We start from the raw sequence: 17427 nt of genomic DNA, 5'->3' as shown, positions 1-17427 counted from the left end.
CGCTGACGCTGCTGCGACAACCTTATAATTCAATGTATATTTCGTGTGGTTGACCGTTTCGTTCTACTGTTAGATTGAGTTCGGTCAACTGGGATAAGCTTCTAAATACTTCACCCATTGCCGCAGAATCTTTGAGATCCAGTCCATTTATTGAAATTGCGATATCACCCGGTTTAAGACCAACAGCGTCAAACAACGCTCTATCTTTACCCGGAGAAAGGCGGTAGCCAACCACCTCTCCATCTTGTTTTACTTGCGACATCCGCACATATTGGAAGATCTGTTTAGCATCTTGGCGGATTTCTTCGCGAATTTTATTTAATGAGTCTGGTGAAACCTGACTGCGTGTCACACTTTCTGGCACTTTAACTGCCGTTACTGATGGTTTTGTATATTTCAGACCTTCTAGCATAACGGTCTCATTGCGGCCTGAATTGTCGATGATGACTCGATCAGGCTGAACTTGGACAAGTTTAGCGCGAGTGCCTTCAATCACTTCATTTATGCCATACGTAGCCTGCTGACCGCGATTAGCAATCACCGCTAAGCTTTTTTCTGGATTTGAACTAGTGACCACGCCAACTAAAACCACATTCAAGCGACTTTTCGGCGCATCTTGAACTTTAGGTTGCTCGACAACTGGTGCACTTTCTTGATACTTGCCAAAAAGATTGCTGTTCTGCAGCTCTGAAATATCGAGTTGCGATGCACTAGACGAGCCTGCACTCACCACGCCACTCGGCTGCCATTGCGATACGGAAGATGCGCTCCACGGTTGCCAAAGCATCTGCCCACCAATCCAAGCACTGATTGTGAGTAGAAGCATCATTACTATGTAGCTGATACGCTGCTGCATAGTCACGTCTTTGAGCGCCTCACCGAATTTAAGTAGTGCCATTACACTGTTTTGCTTCACTCGCTGTCCCTATCTCGCTAGCTTGGAGCTTTGTTACACCCGTTAAGAATATGGTACTAAGCCCTGTATAACGGAAGTTAATATTAGTTATCAAAGATGTAGCCGTTCATTGTATCAAAATATGAAACAAGCTAAACATAAAACCATCGAACGTCACTTTCTTAGAGCTTAATTTTTATGATCTCGCTTGAAAAATGCCACATTCGTCACCATTGTTACTGCATCTGAATGGAACAAACATTCACCACCTTAGAGGGCAAGAAACACAATGGGTTCCCAAACCGAAGCAGTTAGACTCGATAAATGGCTATGGGCTGCACGATTTTATAAAACTCGCTCCATCGCGCGCAACATGGTCGATGGCGGCAAAGTCCATTATAATGGCCAGCGCAGCAAGCCAAGTAAGGCTGTCGAACTCGGTGCGGTGATTACATTGAGACAAGGGCACGAAGAAAAGACTGTGGTCATAGAGAAAATTTCTGACCAACGTCGCGGAGCCCCAGAAGCGCAAACGCTCTACTCTGAAACAGCAGAGAGTCTAAGTAAACGTGAAGAGAATGCAGCACGTCGCAAACTTCACGCCCATAACCCTAGCCCAGATCGCCGCCCTGATAAAAAGCAGCGCCGCGATATTATTAAATTTAAACACCAATAAGCTCTACCAGATTTACGAGGAATCGCCACATGGCAAGCAATGTTTTGAACCGCTACTTATTTGAAGATCTTTCAGTTCGTGGTGAGTTGGTACAATTGGATGACGCTTACCAACGTATTATTTCTAGCAAGGAATACCCAGCACCACTACAAAAGCTGCTTGGTGAGCTATTGGTTTCAACCACCCTATTAACAGCAACGTTGAAGTTTGAAGGTTCTATCACTATGCAATTGCAAGGTGATGGCCCTGTATCACTGGCTGTCATCAATGGCGATCACGATCAGAAAATCCGTGGTGTTGCTCGCTGGGAAGGTGATATCGCAGATAACGCGACTATTCATGACATGATGGGTAAAGGCCATCTTGTGATTACCATCGACCCTAAGAAAGGTGAACGTTACCAAGGTATTGTTGGTCTAGACGGCGACAACTTATCTGAAATCTTAGAAAGCTACTTTGCCAACTCAGAGCAGCTTAAAACTCGCATCTGGTTACGCACTGGTGAGCACGAAGACCAACAACGTGCGGCTGGCATGCTAATTCAGGTTATGCCTGATGGTACTGGAACACCTGAAGATTTCGAGCACCTTGAGCAACTAACAGATACTGTAAAAGATGAAGAGCTATTTAGCCTAGAGGCGAATGAACTGCTCTACCGCCTCTACAACCAAGAAAAAGTTCGTTTATTTGATCCACAAGCCGTTGAGTTTTTCTGTGGCTGTTCTCGTGAACGTAGTGGTGCAGCTATCGTGACCATCGATCGAGCAGAAGTGAACGACATTTTGGCTGAGGTTGGTTCAATTTCTTTACATTGTGATTACTGCGGCACGAACTATTCGTTCGACGAAGCACAGGTATCTGAGCTGTTCAATCAAACGGATTCAGGCAACAAAACACTGCATTAATTTTTACAGCATAGCAAGACTGTAATTTACCCTTCAAAAGGCCAGCACACGCTGGCCTTTTTTGTGATCACTCCCCCGTAATACCTAGCCTCATCCGTAATAAATTAACCTGTTAATTTTTATCAATTAATAATGATTTTGCTCTAGCGCAAAGCTTTGCGCACACGATAAACTAACTCCACCAATATGTGATGTGTCGCTTAAAACCCCACCAAAAATACGGATATTTTTTGAGCTATATCCCTGTTTTCTACGAGGCCCATTGCTAGCATGGTGAGCAGATAAAAATTAAAAGATTATTACAAAATCCCTACAAAATATTCCTATAAGGAGCACCTATGACCGTTATGGAACATACAAAGGCTGCAACAATTGATCTTACCAAACACGGGCTTCAAAACGTTAAAGAGGTTATTCGTAACCCAAGCTACGAAATGTTGTTCGAAGAAGAAACTCGCGCGGATCTGGAAGGCTATGAAAAAGGCGTGGTCACCGAGCTAGGCGCAGTCGCTGTAGATACCGGTATTTTTACTGGACGCTCACCAAAAGATAAGTACATCGTAAAAGACGCGACCACAGAAGAGCACATGTGGTGGACATCAGATGCGGTGAAAAATGACAACAAGCCGATTGATCAAGCGGTATGGAATGATCTTAAACAGCTCGTCACAAATCAGCTATCTGGAAAACGTGTTTTCGTCATTGATGGCTACTGTGGTGCCAACCCGGACACTCGTTTAAGCATTCGAGTCATCACTGAAGTAGCGTGGCAAGCGCACTTCGTGAAAAACATGTTCATCCGCCCATCGGAAAAAGAGCTAGCCACCTTCGAACCGGATTTCGTGGTAATGAACGGTGCTAAGTGTACTAACCAGAAATGGGAAGAGCACGGCCTCAACTCTGAAAACTTCACGGTATTTAACCTAACTGAACGCATGCAGCTTATTGGCGGTACTTGGTACGGCGGTGAGATGAAGAAAGGTATGTTCGCAATGATGAACTACTTCCTTCCTCTTAAAGATATTGCTTCTATGCACTGTAGCGCCAACAAGTGTAAAGAAAATGGCGATGTTGCCGTGTTCTTTGGCCTGTCTGGTACAGGTAAAACCACGCTATCTACCGATCCTAAACGCGAGTTAATCGGCGATGATGAGCACGGCTGGGATGACGACGGTATCTTCAACTTCGAAGGCGGTTGTTACGCTAAGACTATCAAGCTATCTAAAGAAGCTGAGCCAGACATCTACAACGCGATTCGCCGCGACGCACTACTAGAAAACGTCACTGTACGTAGCGACGGCTCTATCGACTTCGATGACGGTTCTAAAACCGAAAACACCCGTGTTTCTTACCCAATCGAACACATTGAGAATATCGTTAAGCCAGTGTCGAAAGCGGGCCATGCAAACAAGGTCATCTTCCTATCTGCTGATGCGTTTGGCGTTCTACCGCCAGTGTCTAAGCTGACTCCAGAGCAAACTAAGTACCACTTCCTATCTGGCTTTACCGCCAAACTAGCGGGTACAGAGCGCGGCATTACTGAACCGACGCCAACTTTCTCAGCCTGTTTTGGTGCTGCGTTCCTAACACTACACCCAACAAAATATGCGGAAGTACTGGTTAAGCGTATGGAAGCAGCGGGGGCTGAAGCTTACCTAGTCAATACAGGCTGGAATGGCAGCGGTAAACGTATCTCAATTCAAGATACTCGCGGCATCATTGATGCAATTCTAGATGGCTCAATTGAGAATGCGGAAACCAAGCATATTCCAATCTTTAACCTAGAAGTGCCAACGGCATTGCATGACGTTGATCCTGCAATCCTAGATCCTCGTGATACTTACACTGACCCACTACAATGGGAAAGCAAAGCGAAAGATCTAGCTGAGCGCTTCATCAACAACTTTGATAAGTACACTGACAATGACGAAGGTAAATCGCTGGTTGCGGCTGGACCTCAGCTAGATTAGTCACGTATACCCAAAATAATTGGAGTTGCAGCGCGGCAACAAGACAATTCAGCCCTATGAGCATAGGTATTCTATGTGATTAGGGCGGCCGGCGCTCCGGAGAATTGGCGCAGTGAACAAAGCTGCAGATTCAAGTATGAAGGGTATGATTGGAAATTGTGTAGCTAAGCCCCTAAGTTGAGGGGCTTTTTGTTGCCTGAAAAGAAAAAGTGTTCCAAGCTAGTAGCATCTATAGACGAGGGAAAGTGATTCAACGTGAAAAAAGCACTCTTGCTGCTTACTATTCTAGTGGTCAGTACCATCACTCTATCCTTACTTGCGTTGTATACGGTCATGCAAACTAGCTATGCCGCAAAACTCGTCACCACTTTTATTAATACCCTGACACCTTATCAACTCGAAACCACCCACGCTGAATATTCTCCACCATTCCAACTGACGTTAAACGACGTTGAGCTGCAACATGACGACAAGGCGATCCAGCTCCCTAAGCTCACTTTATGGCTGAGCCAATTCCCTTGGCAGCAAGGCAAATTAAGCTTCGACTCTATTTTAGTCGAAGGCGCAAGTTTAGACCTGAATGAACTTGAATCTCCCCTTTTCGAACAAGTTAAGCTCCACCAGCTAGCTTTTAAACATGTCGATATCAGTGCTAACAAATGGTCGGCTCGTGGCGTGAATATGCAGATAGAAAACCCAGTGTGGCACAGCTATCAACACGGGCTACCTTATGGCGATATCCAGCTATCTGTTGAACAACTTTACATGCAAGGAGAGGCTCTCGATAACGTGCTCGTCGATATGCGTTACCAAGCCGCCAACAGCACAATATTTGGCAGTTCTTTTAATTGGCGCGGAGCGAATATTTCCGGACAAGCAGAGCAGTACCCGCAAGGTTGGTCTTTAATTAACGTCACCATCGACCAACTGAAGCTGCCACTTTCGAGCCAGATAGAAACGCTTTCAACCACATTTCGTAACCTCAACCTGCCGATCTACCACATCAACAGCTTAGACATTCTTAATAGTTCATTTAACTATCGCCATTGGCGCTTTGAACACCTTGATGCCTCACTAGAGGATCTCGACCTAACCCAGCCAGTGTGGCAACAACAGTCTGGTTATGCGTCATTTAACGCCGAAAACATTGGCAACGGAGAGCTACAGCTTTTCTCTCCAAGAGCAAAGCTCGCATTCGCTTCCAACCAGATCAGGATTGAGGAGTTTGACGCAGACTTCAAACAGGGACGAGTGCAGCTACAAGGCACAGTTTCACCACAAACTATCTCACTGTCGCAACTCAAGCTGGCAGGGATTAAGTGGTTAGAACAAACCGAGCAGCTAATACCTAATCTCAAAAAGGCCACAGCGGCAGTAAAGCATTTAGCAATTGATCAACTTGAAGTGGAAAACTCTCAGTTTATCCAAGTTGAAAAGCAGCCATATTGGCAAGTTTCAGGTTTGAATATTGAAGGCTCTGACCTGACGCTGATTGATCAAGACAAACACGGCCTGCTAGAAGGCAAGCTAGAGATAAGCGCCAATGCCGCTAGTATAGATAAGCTACTCACCACTCAGGCTCATTTGACTGCGCATGCCAGTAACAACAAACTCACCTTAGATCGCGCCTTCATTCCGCTAGAACAAGGTTACATTGAAGCTAATGGTATTTGGGACAGAAGCACATTGAGTGCCCCTTGGCAGCTGACACTTCATGCCGATGGCCTACCCTTAGAACATTATTTGCTACAACAAACACTGCCATTTTCTCTCACCGGGCTGGCAGAAGTAGAGGTTGAAGTTAAAGGTCTATCGGGTGACTACTCAATGCTATCACATAGCTTGTCTGGAAAAATAACGACCTATTTGCACCAAACCATACTAGAAGCGAAAAGTGTCGATGGCGAGCAAGAATATCGTCACCCATTAGACTTGGGAGCCATAGAAATGATTGCCGATCGAGGAAGAATCTCTGTGAGTAGCTCAACTAACCACTCACAGGTTGCTGGTGAAATGGATTTGACCAAACCTCAGTTTGCGACCTTGCTGTTTAAGTCGCAACAAGAATGTTTAGAGCTTTGGTCAGATATCCTCAATGGTGCCAACGTGATTAAGCAGACTTGCCAGGCCGATAAGCCTAAACCTGAATCGGCCGCACAAGAAGCGAACGCTTACACCGACGCTGAAGAGTCATCACCAAGCACAGACTTATAGTCGGGGATCAGCATATAGGTGCCGATGAATTCTACCGCGGCCTGATCGCCACTCTGAATCGTGACATGAATGACAATTCGCGCTTTGCGTCCTGACGCCAAACGATCTAAGTCACCACTAATACCATCTAATGAAGTTGAAGCGACTGGGTTTTGCGTCACTGGATGTCGGTAACGAATCTGGCTATCGGCCAACACAATATCGCCGCTTAAGCCACGCTCTTTCATCAGTAGCCAAGTCATTCCCCAACCAGTCAGCGTTGCCAAAGTAAACGCTGAGCCAGCAAACATAGTATTATGCGGGTTGAGGTTCGGGTTAAGCTGCGCACCACACTCAAACTGATAGCCAGTGTATTGGTTTATCTTAATGCCCATCTTGTCACTGATCGGGATTTGATGCTCCCATCGCTCTTGAAGCTCAGTACACCACTCTGGTTTACGCAGTACATTCGCCATCGGATCAAGCTGCTTGACCATTTGCTGGTGTCTCACCGGGCCACGCTCGTCGGTCAGTTCACCGCGTCGCTCAAAACCATTCTTCTCATAAAAGGAGATCGCATCCTCACGAGCATTACACACTAAGCGCTTTGCCCCCTCCTGACGCGCCAAAGATTCAAGCGCCACCAAGACAAGTGAGCCCATGCCTTTACTACGACGAGAACCTTTAACCGCCATGTAGCGGATTTGACCTTCACTGTCTGGCGTAATGTACAGACGCCCGATTGCCATTGGTCTGCCACGACCATCAACAATCATGCGGTGGTGACTCATCGGATCGTATTCATCGCGCTCTGAACCAATCGGCATTCGCCACGGTTCGCGCAACATTTGCCAACGAAAGTGATAGTACTTATTCAGTTGGTTATCTGTTTTTGGCGTGATCAGCTTAAACATAAAAATCCTTTTTATAGAGACGAGATCGCCTCTCTACTAGCCTTATAATTATACTTGCAACCAGAAGGTTACGGGGCCGTCATTAACTAACGACACTTTCATATCTGCCGCAAAGCGTCCTCGCTCTGTCGGTAATACTTCTGCGCAGCGATCCGCAAAGTATTCATACAATCGCTCAGCGTCCGTTGGGTGTGCACCACGAGAAAATCCGGCTCTTGTGCCTTTCTTAGTGTCAGCGGGTAACGTAAATTGGGAGACCACCAGCACTTTACCATCGACTTGTTTCACGTTGAGGTTCATCTTGTCCTCATCGTCACCAAACACACGGTAAGTGGTTACGCGCTCCATCAAACGTTTTGCTTTCGCTTCATCATCGTCTTTTTCTACGCCTAGCAACACAAGTAGACCTTTGTCGATCTCTCCGACCACTTCACCATCTACGCGTACGGCTGCCTCACTTACTCTCTGGATCAGTGCTATCACTCTGCTTTCCTTTGACTGGCTCAATATTAGATTGGGTTGAGTTTACCATTTCTTGCTGCTCACTCCACTGCTCTCTTTCACCCAGAGCAGCCGTCACTTCAGCGCCCACTAAAACAATTAACCAACATAAGTAGACCCAAACAAACAGGATAGGAATTGCAGCTAAAGCGCCGTAAATCAACTGATAAGAAGGAAACTCGGTAATATAAGCAGCGAACCCTTTCTTACTTGCTTCAAACAGCAGTGCAGCGACAATCGCGCCAATAACCGCATGGGGGAATCGCACCTTCTTGTTTGGCACTAACAGATATAAACCGACGAAAGCGAAGAATGACAGTAAGAAGGGTAGCCAGCGCAATAACAGGTTGTAGACACCTGATATCGTCTCACTCTCAAGGATTTTCAGAGAAGTGACATAGGAAGTCGCAGCAATACTGGCGCCAACAAGTATTGGCCCAAGCGTCAGTACCATCCAGTACATTGAAAAGGAAAACACAGCACGGCGCTTTTCTGTTACGCGCCAAATATAATTAAGGTTTTTGTCGATGTTCGAGATCAGCATCAAAGCCGCAACAAACAAGAAGGCACCACCGACAGCACTCATTTTTCCTGTGTTGGCGACAAACTCCAGCAGAGCGTTCTTAACCGCATCTCCTGCGGCTGGCACAAAATGAGTAATCACAAAGTCTTGCAACGCAGTGCCAGCATTTTCAAAAATCGCAAAAGAGGATAAGACTGATAGCAGTACGGTTAGCATAGGTACAATTGACAGCAGGGTAATGTACGCCAGATAGCCAGCATTAACATTGACTCTATCGTGACCCATTCTGGTCAGCAGATAGCGCGCAAATAATACGGTTTGCTTAATCACTGGCTCAATTTTCAACTTGTAACTCCCTACTATCTCAGTCATCCTAACAGTCTAATTCTAAAGGAAAGGAAACCATCATGCCGTACTTACTGGCTATTGTATTGTCGATTTTTGCCCTAACAGGGTGTCAATCAGCCTATTACTCTGCAATGGAACAAGTAGGCTACCATAAACGAGACATCATGGTGGATCGCGTTGAAGACGCTAAACAATCACAACAAGACGCGCAGCAAGAATTTACAAGTGCACTGGAAGCGCTTTCGGCACTAACCAACTTCGACGGTGGAGAACTAGAAACCGTCTACAACCAGATCAACGACAAATACCAAGACAGTGAAAAAGCCGCGCAAGATGTCAGTGACCGCATTGCTGCGATTGAAGATGTGTCTGATGCGCTATTTGCCGAATGGCAAGAAGAGCTAAAGCTATACACTAGTACCAAGCTTAAGCGTTCGAGTGAACAAAAACTTAAAGAGACTCAGCGCTCATACAATACTATGTTGTCAGCGATGAAGCGCGCAGAAGACAAAATGACCCCAGTACTCAATACACTGCGCGACAATACTCTTTATCTAAAGCACAACCTTAACGCGAGCGCGATTGGCTCTCTACAGGGTGAGTTTGCAAGCTTGGAACAAGATATCCAATACGCAATACAAGATATGAATGCAGCGATTGCAGAATCTGATAAGTTCCTGCAAAAGCTAAGTCAAAAGTAATATTTAAAACCTCCTCCTTATGAGGAGGTTTTAGCTTACTGCCTCTGTAGCTAAATCCACTACTTGGCGAACAAAAGCAACCCTTTCATCGACAGCCCCCCATGGCACCTCAACCACTTGATAACCTAGCTCCGAATAGGTTTCGACAAGCACTTGGTGGATTTGAAGCGCTTCTTCAAAGCTATGTGGGCGCACCTCATCTTGAACATAAATCGAGGTTTCAGGTCGGCAGACAAACACCTGACTATGGTATTCAGCACTTTGGCCTAGGAACTCTTGCACCACCTCACAGCCGCCCACTTTAAGATAGCCAACAATATCAGGGATAGCTCGATCCATAAAAGCCACCTGTGATTGCTGCGCGGTGAGCTTTTGGTCACCCATAAACCTTAAGCATAAACGCGCGAAATTAGGCAAGTCTGTCCATGGCAAAATACCATCGGGCAGTTGGCTCTGCTGCTCAATCAACGCGCGAGAGCCTTCAGCAAATGTGGCATAGCCATATTCTGCCAAAGCATCAAGCAAGGTTGTTTTACCTGCGCCCGGGCCACCTGTAATAACGATAGGTTTCATTTTCATACCCCAAAAAAACAAAAGCCCCAAGTTGGCATCAACTCAGGGCTTTAAAGCTTGAACAACAACTAAGTGATATTACTTAGCGTTACGTGCTTCACGCTTACGATCACTTTCCGTTAGGAATTTCTTACGGATACGGATGCTTTCTGGCGTAACTTCTACTAGCTCGTCGTCATCGATGAATTCTAGCGCTTGCTCTAGAGTCATGATGATTGGCGGAGTCAGTACCTGTGCGTCATCTGTACCAGATGCACGTACGTTAGTTAGCTGCTTACCCTTTAGTGCGTTTACTGTTAGGTCGTTATCACGGCTGTGAATACCGATAACCATGCCTTCGTATACTTCAACACCGTGACCAATGAACATGCGACCACGTTCTTGAAGGTTAAACAGTGCGTTAGTTAGTGCTTTACCTGCCGCGTTAGCGATCAGTACGCCGTTGATACGTTGACCAATGTTACCGCCTTTGTGAGGGCCGTAGTGATCAAACGTATGGTATAGAAGACCAGAACCAGACGTCAGTGTCATGAACTCAGTTTGGAAACCAATCAGACCACGAGATGGCATTACGAAGTCCATACGTACACGGCCTTTGCCATCTGGAGACATATCTTTCAGCTCACCTTTACGTAGGCCGATGTTCTCCATGATGCCGCCTTGGTGCTCTTCCATCACGTCGATAGTTACCGTTTCAAACGGTTCCATTAGCTGACCATCTTCTTCTTTGATGATTACTTCTGGACGAGATACTGCTAGCTCGAAACCTTCACGACGCATGTTTTCGATCAGGATAGATAGGTGAAGTTCACCACGACCTGATACACGGAATTTGTCTGGATCGTCAGTCTGTTCTACACGTAGTGCAACGTTGTGTACCAGTTCCTTCTCTAGGCGCTCAAGAATGTTACGCGAAGTCACGAACTTACCTTCTTTACCCGCAAACGGAGAAGTGTTTACTTGGAACGTCATTGTTACTGTTGGCTCATCAACAGATAGCGCAGGTAGCGCTTCAACTTGGTTCTGTGCACAGATAGTGTCAGAGATCTTCAGCTCACCAAGACCTGTGATCGCGATGATGTCACCCGCGTTTGCTTGATCTACGTCGTGACGCTCTAGACCTAGGTAACCCATTACCGTACCGACTTTACCGTTGCGAGTCTTACCATCAGCACCGATAACTGTCACTTGTTGGTTTGGTTTAACGCTACCACGAGTTACACGAGCAACACCGATAACACCAACGTAAGAGCTGTAATCTAGCTGAGAAACTTGCATCTGTAGTGGACCTTCTAGGTCAACTTGTGGTGCAGATACTTCTTCAACGATAGTTTGGAACAGTGGTTCCATGTCTTCGCCAGTTTCGCCTTCTTCTAGAGATGCCCAACCGTTTAGTGCAGAAGCGTAAACCACTTTAAAGTCTAGCTGTTCGTCAGTTGCACCTAGGTTGTCGAATAGGTCGAATACTTGATCCATAACCCAATCAGGGCGCGCACCTGGGCGGTCAATCTTGTTGATTACAACAATTGGCTTAAGGCCGTGAGCAAAGGCTTTTTGCGTTACGAAACGCGTTTGCGGCATTGGGCCGTCAACCGCGTCAACGATAAGTAGCACTGAGTCTACCATCGACATGATACGTTCTACTTCACCACCGAAGTCCGCGTGTCCCGGAGTATCTACGATGTTGATGCGGTAATCATTCCAGTTAATTGCTGTGTTTTTAGCAAGAATGGTAATACCACGCTCTTTCTCGATGTCGTTCGAGTCCATGACTCGCTCTTCAGCTTCACCGCGAGACTCTAAAGTACCTGATTGCTGTAGTAGTTTATCAACCAGTGTAGTTTTACCGTGGTCAACGTGCGCGATGATCGCGATATTTCTTAAATTATCAATCTGTGGAGTAGCCATGGATTTTGATTCACTTATAAAAGAAGCAACCCTCTTAAATTGAACATTTAATGAGCACTGCCTATTTGATTAAAAAAACGACCGTAATGTACCAGATTCTAGCGAAAAACCCAGAAATATGTGATCTGATTCGCTCCATTTCGACGAATTTTTTATTGATGAAACGCAAGCTCACTCCGAGTAAAGGGAAATCCCCATTGACATGCGGTCGAAAACTCGGCTGAATGAATATCGATTTTGTCTTATCTTGGTGCAACACACACCAAACGCACCAATTAAGTGCAAACAAAGATCATTTTGGTGCAAAGAGCTGCACCAAATTAACACCAAAACCGCTAATTTATTGAAATTAATGGATTAATTTTTTTGGCACGCTTTTGGCTTTAAGAGAAATAGCATCGATTAATACGATTGAAATGAAATTAATCAATGCTGGATTTCATAAACCGAATCGAGCTAAACCGCTTTAATAACACTGGAGGTTATCCAAGATGTCAGTAGAAAACGTTCTATCTCTGATCCAAGAAAACGAAGTTAAGTTTGTTGACCTACGCTTTACCGACACTAAAGGTAAAGAGCAGCACGTATCTATCCCTGCTCACCAAGTTGACGCAGACTTCTTCGAAGAAGGTAAAATGTTTGACGGTTCATCAGTTGCTGGCTGGAAAGGCATCAACGAATCAGACATGGTAATGATGCCTGACGCATCATCTGCTGTACTAGACCCGTTCACTGAAGATGCAACGCTAAACGTTCGTTGTGACATCCTAGAGCCTGCAACAATGCAAGGCTACGACCGTGACCCTCGCTCAATCGCAAAACGCGCTGAAGACTACCTACGCGCTACTGGTATCGCTGATACAGTACTTGTTGGTCCAGAGCCAGAATTCTTCCTATTTGATGATGTGAAGTTCGCAACTGACATGTCTGGTTCTTTCTTCAAGATTGACGATATCGAAGCAGCTTGGAACACAGGTTCAGACATCGAAGGCGGTAACAAAGGTCACCGTCCAGGCGTTAAAGGTGGTTACTTCCCAGTAGCACCAGTGGATTCTTCTCAAGACATCCGTAGCGCAATGTGTCTAATCCTAGAAGAGATGGGCCAAGTAGTAGAAGCGCACCACCACGAAGTAGCAACTGCGGGTCAAAACGAAATCGCAACTCGCTTTAACACGCTAACAGCGAAAGCGGACGAAATCCAAGTTTACAAGTACGTGGTACACAACGTTGCTCACGCATTTGGTAAAACAGCGACATTCATGCCTAAGCCACTTGTTGGTGACAACGGCTCTGGTATGCACGTTCACCAATCTCTAGCGAAAGACGGTGTTAACCTATTCGCTGGTGACAAGTACGGCGGCCTATCTGAAATGGCGCTTTACTACATCGGTGGTGTTATCAAGCACGCTAAAGCAATCAACGCATTTGCTAACGCATCAACTAACTCGTACAAGCGTCTTGTACCGGGCTTCGAAGCACCTGTTATGCTTGCTTACTCAGCACGTAACCGTTCTGCTTCTATCCGTATCCCTGTGGTACCAAGCCCTAAAGCACGTCGTATCGAGCTACGCTTCGGTGATCCATCTGCGAACCCATACCTATGTTTCGCTGCAATGCTTATGGCTGGTCTTGACGGTATCAAGAACAAGATCCACCCAGGTGAAGCAATGGATAAAGACCTTTACGACCTACCAGCAGAAGAAGCAGCTGAAATCCCAACTGTTGCTTACTCACTAAAAGAAGCCCTAGAGTGTCTAGACGCTGACCGTGAGTTCCTAACAGCTGGCGGCGTATTCTCTGACGACTTCATCGACTCTTACATCGATCTTAAGTCTCAAGACGTAGAGAAAGTAAACATGACAACTCACCCACTAGAGTTCGAATTGTACTACTCTGTATAATCAACTTTAGTACGCGCTAGCGCGTCGGGTTACATAAAAATAAGGCTCACCTCGCAGGTGAGCCTTTTTGTTTCTATACCGTTTGATGCGCCTGATACCATGATTGTGACATGCAATCAGGACCTGTTATGCGCCGACTTCAACTCGCTCTCACAACTAGTCTGTTCTTCACTGCCATAGCAACAGCTCAAACTGTATATACCTGGGTTGATGACGATGGTACTCGTCATTTCAGTGACTCACAGCCCGAAAGCACGGCCAGTGCAATTACCTTGCCTCAGCATGAACCAATAAATGCTCCTTTACATCAACAAGGAGAAAGCCAAACTTTGGATCAGCACGATATTGAGCAACAGCAAGTTCCCTTTTCCTCACCCGCACTAACGATACCACTGGAAGTAAACATTACCGTACCGGAGCCAGACTCCGCGGTAAGAAGCAATAACGGCTCGCTACAGGTTAAAGCGACGCTCAACCGCAAGCTTGCCCCTAATGAGCAACTACAACTTATTGTCAACGGGGTTAATTATGGCGACCTTAATACTCAGCCCAATTGGCAGTTACAGAACCTCGATCGAGGTCAACACTCATTGAGCATTCAAGCATTTAGAGACGGCAAGCTTATTGCATCGTCTCAACCTATAACGGTGCATTTACTGCGAGCAACCATCAAATCAGTGAAACCAAGCCCTAATTCCTAGGACTTTCACCTGTTTTCACTTCAGTTCTCACATTCAATGCGCCATACTTGAATTACTTAACGCACCATATTGGTGCATTGCACAATTCAAGTTCAAGGATGGGGCAAAAGCAGTGGATAGCGAACTCAACGACATTATTTTAAATCATCAAGTAACGGCGATTTTGATCATGAACGAATCGCTGTTGGTCAAATACGCCAACCCAGCCGCAGAGCAGCTTTTTTCCCAGAGCGCTAAGCGCATCGTTGACCACCCTCTTTCCCACTTAATTCAGCACGCCTCAATGGATCTGGCATTGCTCTCTCAGCCTTTGCAAAGCGGTCAAAGCATCACAGATAGTGACGTAACTTTCGTGGTTGATGGTAAACCTCTGATGTTAGAAGTCACCGTTAGCCCTATCTCATGGAAAAAAGAGTTAATGCTGCTAGTCGAGATGAGAAAGATTGGCCAACAGCGTCGTTTATCTCAAGAGCTCAATCAGCATGCGCAGCAACAAGCAGCCAAGCTCCTGGTGCGCGGATTAGCCCATGAAATTAAGAATCCTCTAGGAGGGTTGAGAGGAGCGGCACAACTGCTTGAGCGGACCTTGCCAGACCCAAGCTTAGCGGAATATACCCAGATCATTATTGAGCAAGCAGACCGGCTTCGCGCGTTAGTCGACAGGTTGTTGGGCCCGCAAAAACCCGGTAAGAAGCAACCCGAGAATCTGCATCTGATTTTGGAAAAAGTTCGCCAACTTGTCGACCTTGAAGTCAATCAAAGTGTCACGATTGAACGAGACTATGATCCGAGCTTGCCAGAAATCTTAATGGATGCGGATCAGATAGAACAAGCACTGCTTAACATTGTTAGTAATGCTGGGCACATATTAAAAAACCAATCGAATAGCCAAATCACCATTCGCACCAGAACAGTGCATCAAGCCAATATACATGGTCAGAGATGCAAGTTAGCTGCTCGGATCGAAATTATCGACAATGGACCGGGTATTCCAGCCGACCTACAAGACACGCTGTTTTACCCAATGGTCAGTGGCCGTGAGGGGGGAACAGGACTTGGGCTTTCAATTGCACAAAATTTGATCGACCAACATCAAGGTAAAATTGATGTAGAGAGTTGGCCAGGTAGAACAACATTTACGATTTATTTACCTATTTAAACAACATTAGTGGCATTGCTGTAAGGAAAACAATATGAGTAAAGGATATGTTTGGGTGGTCGATGACGACAGCTCCATTCGCTGGGTCATGGAGAAGACCCTATCATCTGCCAATATCAAGTGTGAAACCTTTGCTGATGCAGAGAGCGTGCTGATGGCGCTTGAACGTGAAACACCTGATGTGCTTGTTTCCGACATACGCATGCCTGGTATTGACGGCATTGAGCTCCTTAAGCAAGTCCATGAACGCTCGCCTGAATTACCCGTGATCATTATGACTGCCCACTCCGATCTTGATGCAGCTGTGAATGCTTATCAGAAAGGGGCGTTTGAGTATTTGCCTAAACCATTTGATGTTGATGAAACGCTGACTTTAGTTGAGCGCGCCATTACCCATAGCCAAGAACAAAAACAAGAACAGGCTTCCCTTGCAGACGATAACTACACACCGCCAGAAATCATTGGTGAAGCGCCCGCCATGCAAGAAGTGTTTCGCGCTATCGGTCGTTTGTCGCGTTCTTCTATCTCAGTACTGATCAATGGGGAATCAGGTACCGGTAAAGAACTGGTCGCTCATGCCCTTCATCGCCATAGCCCACGAGCCAGCAAGCCTTTTATCGCCTTAAATATGGCCGCGATACCGAAAGACTTAATCGAGTCGGAGTTGTTTGGTCATGAAAAAGGAGCATTTACCGGCGCAAATAGCGTTCGCCAAGGTCGTTTTGAGCAAGCCAATGGCGGTACTCTGTTCTTGGATGAGATTGGCGACATGCCGCTCGATATTCAAACGCGATTGCTGCGTGTTCTTGCGGATGGGCAGTTTTATCGTGTTGGAGGACACTCGCCGATTAAAGTGGATGTAAGAATTGTCGCAGCGACCCACCAAAATCTTGAAAAGCTAGTGCATAAAGGCGATTTCCGTGAAGATTTGTTTCACCGCCTCAATGTTATTCGCATCCAGATACCAGCCTTAAGAGAGCGCAAACAAGATATTGAAAAGCTCACGCTACATTTCCTCGCTCTTGCTGCAGAAGAACTTGGCGTCGATGTAAAAACACTTCATCCAAGCACAGTTGAAACACTCAACCGCTTAGATTGGCCAGGCAACGTTCGTCAGCTCGAGAACATCTGTCGCTGGCTAACCGTCATGGCGAGCGGTACTGAAGTTTTACCTGCAGATCTTCCCACTGAGCTGCTTGAAGAAAAGGCACACAACGATGTTTCCTCTTCAGGCTCTTGGCAACAACAACTCGCAACCTGGGCCAAAAGTTCTCTATCACAAGGCGATACGGAGCTACTTTCTTATGCACTTCCTGAATTTGAACGTATACTTTTGGAAGCGGCGTTGGAGCATACCAACGGGCATAAGCAAGATGCAGCAAAAGTATTAGGTTGGGGACGAAATACACTAACACGTAAGCTCAAGGAGCTCTATTAACACTGGAACAAACGTCACAACTTGATTGAAATAGAGGTGATTTAATCAACATGGCTAAACTCATTAGCTTGAATAATAAGGATAAATCACCTACTTTTTAATCAATACACTCGCTCGCATT

Annotated in this window: 15 protein-coding genes; 9 read left to right on the top strand and 6 right to left on the bottom strand. The window is 45.9% G+C overall.

What is annotated here, in order from left to right:
• Nucleotides 1-22: 22 nt before the first annotated feature.
• Nucleotides 23-898 (bottom strand): type II secretion system protein GspC, encoded by an 876-nt coding sequence (gene gspC / locus IX91_RS00345; RefSeq protein ID WP_004746108.1) that lies wholly within the window; start codon nucleotides 896-898, stop codon nucleotides 23-25.
• Nucleotides 899-1184: 286 nt separating this feature from the next.
• Between gspC and hslR the strand changes: the two genes are divergently transcribed.
• The 4 genes from hslR to IX91_RS00325 all read left to right on the top strand — a co-directional run bounded on the left by hslR (nucleotide 1185) and on the right by IX91_RS00325 (nucleotide 6660).
• Nucleotides 1185-1571 (top strand): ribosome-associated heat shock protein Hsp15, encoded by a 387-nt coding sequence (hslR, locus tag IX91_RS00340; protein WP_004746109.1) that lies wholly within the window; start codon nucleotides 1185-1187, stop codon nucleotides 1569-1571.
• Nucleotides 1572-1600: 29 nt separating this feature from the next.
• Nucleotides 1601-2476 carry an Hsp33 family molecular chaperone HslO gene (hslO, locus tag IX91_RS00335; RefSeq protein ID WP_004746110.1) on the top strand — a complete coding sequence of 292 codons (876 nt, stop codon included), beginning with the start codon at nucleotides 1601-1603 and terminating at the stop codon, nucleotides 2474-2476.
• Nucleotides 2477-2814: 338 nt separating this feature from the next.
• A complete protein-coding gene (gene pckA, locus IX91_RS00330; protein ID WP_004746111.1) occupies nucleotides 2815-4446 on the top strand; it encodes a phosphoenolpyruvate carboxykinase (ATP) in 1632 nt (543 codons plus the stop codon).
• A gap of 255 nt (nucleotides 4447-4701) precedes the next feature.
• Nucleotides 4702-6660: an AsmA family protein gene (locus tag IX91_RS00325; RefSeq protein ID WP_004749129.1), complete on the top strand. Its 1959-nt coding sequence runs from the start codon at nucleotides 4702-4704 to the stop codon at nucleotides 6658-6660.
• Here IX91_RS00325 and IX91_RS00320 read toward each other — a convergent pair.
• Genes IX91_RS00320 through IX91_RS00310 form a run of 3 tightly spaced genes read right to left on the bottom strand, consistent with a single transcriptional unit; the run spans nucleotide 6618 to nucleotide 8949 of the window.
• The gene (locus tag IX91_RS00320) at nucleotides 6618-7553 is read right to left on the bottom strand and encodes a bifunctional GNAT family N-acetyltransferase/hotdog fold thioesterase (RefSeq protein WP_004749017.1); all 936 of its coding nucleotides are present in this window, start codon (nucleotides 7551-7553) and stop codon (nucleotides 6618-6620) included. The two genes, IX91_RS00325 and IX91_RS00320, sit on opposite strands and share 43 nt — an antisense overlap.
• Nucleotides 7554-7601: 48 nt before the next feature.
• Nucleotides 7602-8036: a D-aminoacyl-tRNA deacylase gene (gene dtd, locus IX91_RS00315; protein WP_004749016.1), complete on the bottom strand. Its 435-nt coding sequence runs from the start codon at nucleotides 8034-8036 to the stop codon at nucleotides 7602-7604.
• Nucleotides 8008-8949, bottom strand: coding sequence for a virulence factor BrkB family protein (locus tag IX91_RS00310; RefSeq protein ID WP_408068350.1), 942 nt, complete (start codon nucleotides 8947-8949; stop codon nucleotides 8008-8010). The genes dtd and IX91_RS00310 overlap by 29 nt, the downstream gene beginning before the upstream one ends.
• A 35-nt stretch (nucleotides 8950-8984) precedes the next feature.
• Here IX91_RS00310 and IX91_RS00305 point away from each other — a divergent pair, with 35 nt between their 5' ends.
• Complete coding sequence (locus IX91_RS00305; RefSeq protein ID WP_004749014.1) at nucleotides 8985-9626, top strand: DUF2959 domain-containing protein; 642 nt, start codon at nucleotides 8985-8987, stop codon at nucleotides 9624-9626.
• A 30-nt stretch (nucleotides 9627-9656) separates the two neighbouring features.
• Here IX91_RS00305 and IX91_RS00300 read toward each other — a convergent pair whose 3' ends face one another.
• Together IX91_RS00300 and typA are read right to left on the bottom strand one after the other, a co-directional pair.
• Complete coding sequence (locus IX91_RS00300; protein ID WP_004749013.1) at nucleotides 9657-10199, bottom strand: AAA family ATPase; 543 nt, start codon at nucleotides 10197-10199, stop codon at nucleotides 9657-9659.
• A gap of 78 nt (nucleotides 10200-10277) precedes the next feature.
• Nucleotides 10278-12107, bottom strand: coding sequence for a translational GTPase TypA (gene typA, locus IX91_RS00295; RefSeq protein ID WP_004749012.1), 1830 nt, complete (start codon nucleotides 12105-12107; stop codon nucleotides 10278-10280).
• A 491-nt stretch (nucleotides 12108-12598) separates the two neighbouring features.
• Between typA and glnA the strand changes: the two genes are divergently transcribed.
• The 4 genes from glnA to glnG all read left to right on the top strand — a co-directional run bounded on the left by glnA (nucleotide 12599) and on the right by glnG (nucleotide 17306).
• Nucleotides 12599-14008 (top strand): glutamate--ammonia ligase, encoded by a 1410-nt coding sequence (gene glnA, locus IX91_RS00290; protein ID WP_004749011.1) that lies wholly within the window; start codon nucleotides 12599-12601, stop codon nucleotides 14006-14008.
• Between the two features lie 128 nt (nucleotides 14009-14136).
• Entirely contained in the window at nucleotides 14137-14709 is a 573-nt protein-coding gene (locus tag IX91_RS00285) for a DUF4124 domain-containing protein (protein ID WP_004749010.1), read from the top strand.
• A 169-nt stretch (nucleotides 14710-14878) separates the two neighbouring features.
• Complete coding sequence (glnL, locus tag IX91_RS00280; RefSeq protein ID WP_408068351.1) at nucleotides 14879-15868, top strand: nitrogen regulation protein NR(II); 990 nt, start codon at nucleotides 14879-14881, stop codon at nucleotides 15866-15868.
• Nucleotides 15869-15902: 34 nt separating this feature from the next.
• Nucleotides 15903-17306: a nitrogen regulation protein NR(I) gene (gene glnG, locus IX91_RS00275; protein ID WP_004749008.1), complete on the top strand. Its 1404-nt coding sequence runs from the start codon at nucleotides 15903-15905 to the stop codon at nucleotides 17304-17306.
• Nucleotides 17307-17427 lie beyond the last annotated feature (121 nt).

The sequence above is a fragment of the Vibrio tubiashii ATCC 19109 genome (genome assembly GCF_000772105.1).
Classification (GTDB): domain Bacteria; phylum Pseudomonadota; class Gammaproteobacteria; order Enterobacterales; family Vibrionaceae; genus Vibrio; species Vibrio tubiashii.
Note: the sequence above shows the minus strand (reverse complement) of the source record. Positions and strands in the feature narration are given on the sequence as shown.

Excerpts from the sequence above, each read along its gene's own strand:
- gspC (WP_004746108.1), bottom strand. The coding sequence starts at position 898 with ATGGCACTACTTAAATTCGGTGAGGCGCTCAAAGACGTGACTATGCAG.
- hslR (WP_004746109.1), top strand. The coding sequence starts at position 1,185 with ATGGGTTCCCAAACCGAAGCAGTTAGACTCGATAAATGGCTATGGGCT.
- hslO (WP_004746110.1), top strand. The coding sequence starts at position 1,601 with ATGGCAAGCAATGTTTTGAACCGCTACTTATTTGAAGATCTTTCAGTT.
- pckA (WP_004746111.1), top strand. The coding sequence starts at position 2,815 with ATGACCGTTATGGAACATACAAAGGCTGCAACAATTGATCTTACCAAA.
- IX91_RS00320 (WP_004749017.1), bottom strand. The coding sequence starts at position 7,553 with ATGTTTAAGCTGATCACGCCAAAAACAGATAACCAACTGAATAAGTAC.
- IX91_RS00310 (WP_408068350.1), bottom strand. The coding sequence starts at position 8,949 with ATGACTGAGATAGTAGGGAGTTACAAGTTGAAAATTGAGCCAGTGATT.
- IX91_RS00305 (WP_004749014.1), top strand. The coding sequence starts at position 8,985 with ATGCCGTACTTACTGGCTATTGTATTGTCGATTTTTGCCCTAACAGGG.
- IX91_RS00300 (WP_004749013.1), bottom strand. The coding sequence starts at position 10,199 with ATGAAACCTATCGTTATTACAGGTGGCCCGGGCGCAGGTAAAACAACC.
- typA (WP_004749012.1), bottom strand. The coding sequence starts at position 12,107 with ATGGCTACTCCACAGATTGATAATTTAAGAAATATCGCGATCATCGCG.
- glnA (WP_004749011.1), top strand. The coding sequence starts at position 12,599 with ATGTCAGTAGAAAACGTTCTATCTCTGATCCAAGAAAACGAAGTTAAG.
- IX91_RS00285 (WP_004749010.1), top strand. The coding sequence starts at position 14,137 with ATGCGCCGACTTCAACTCGCTCTCACAACTAGTCTGTTCTTCACTGCC.
- glnL (WP_408068351.1), top strand. The coding sequence starts at position 14,879 with ATGAACGAATCGCTGTTGGTCAAATACGCCAACCCAGCCGCAGAGCAG.
- glnG (WP_004749008.1), top strand. The coding sequence starts at position 15,903 with ATGAGTAAAGGATATGTTTGGGTGGTCGATGACGACAGCTCCATTCGC.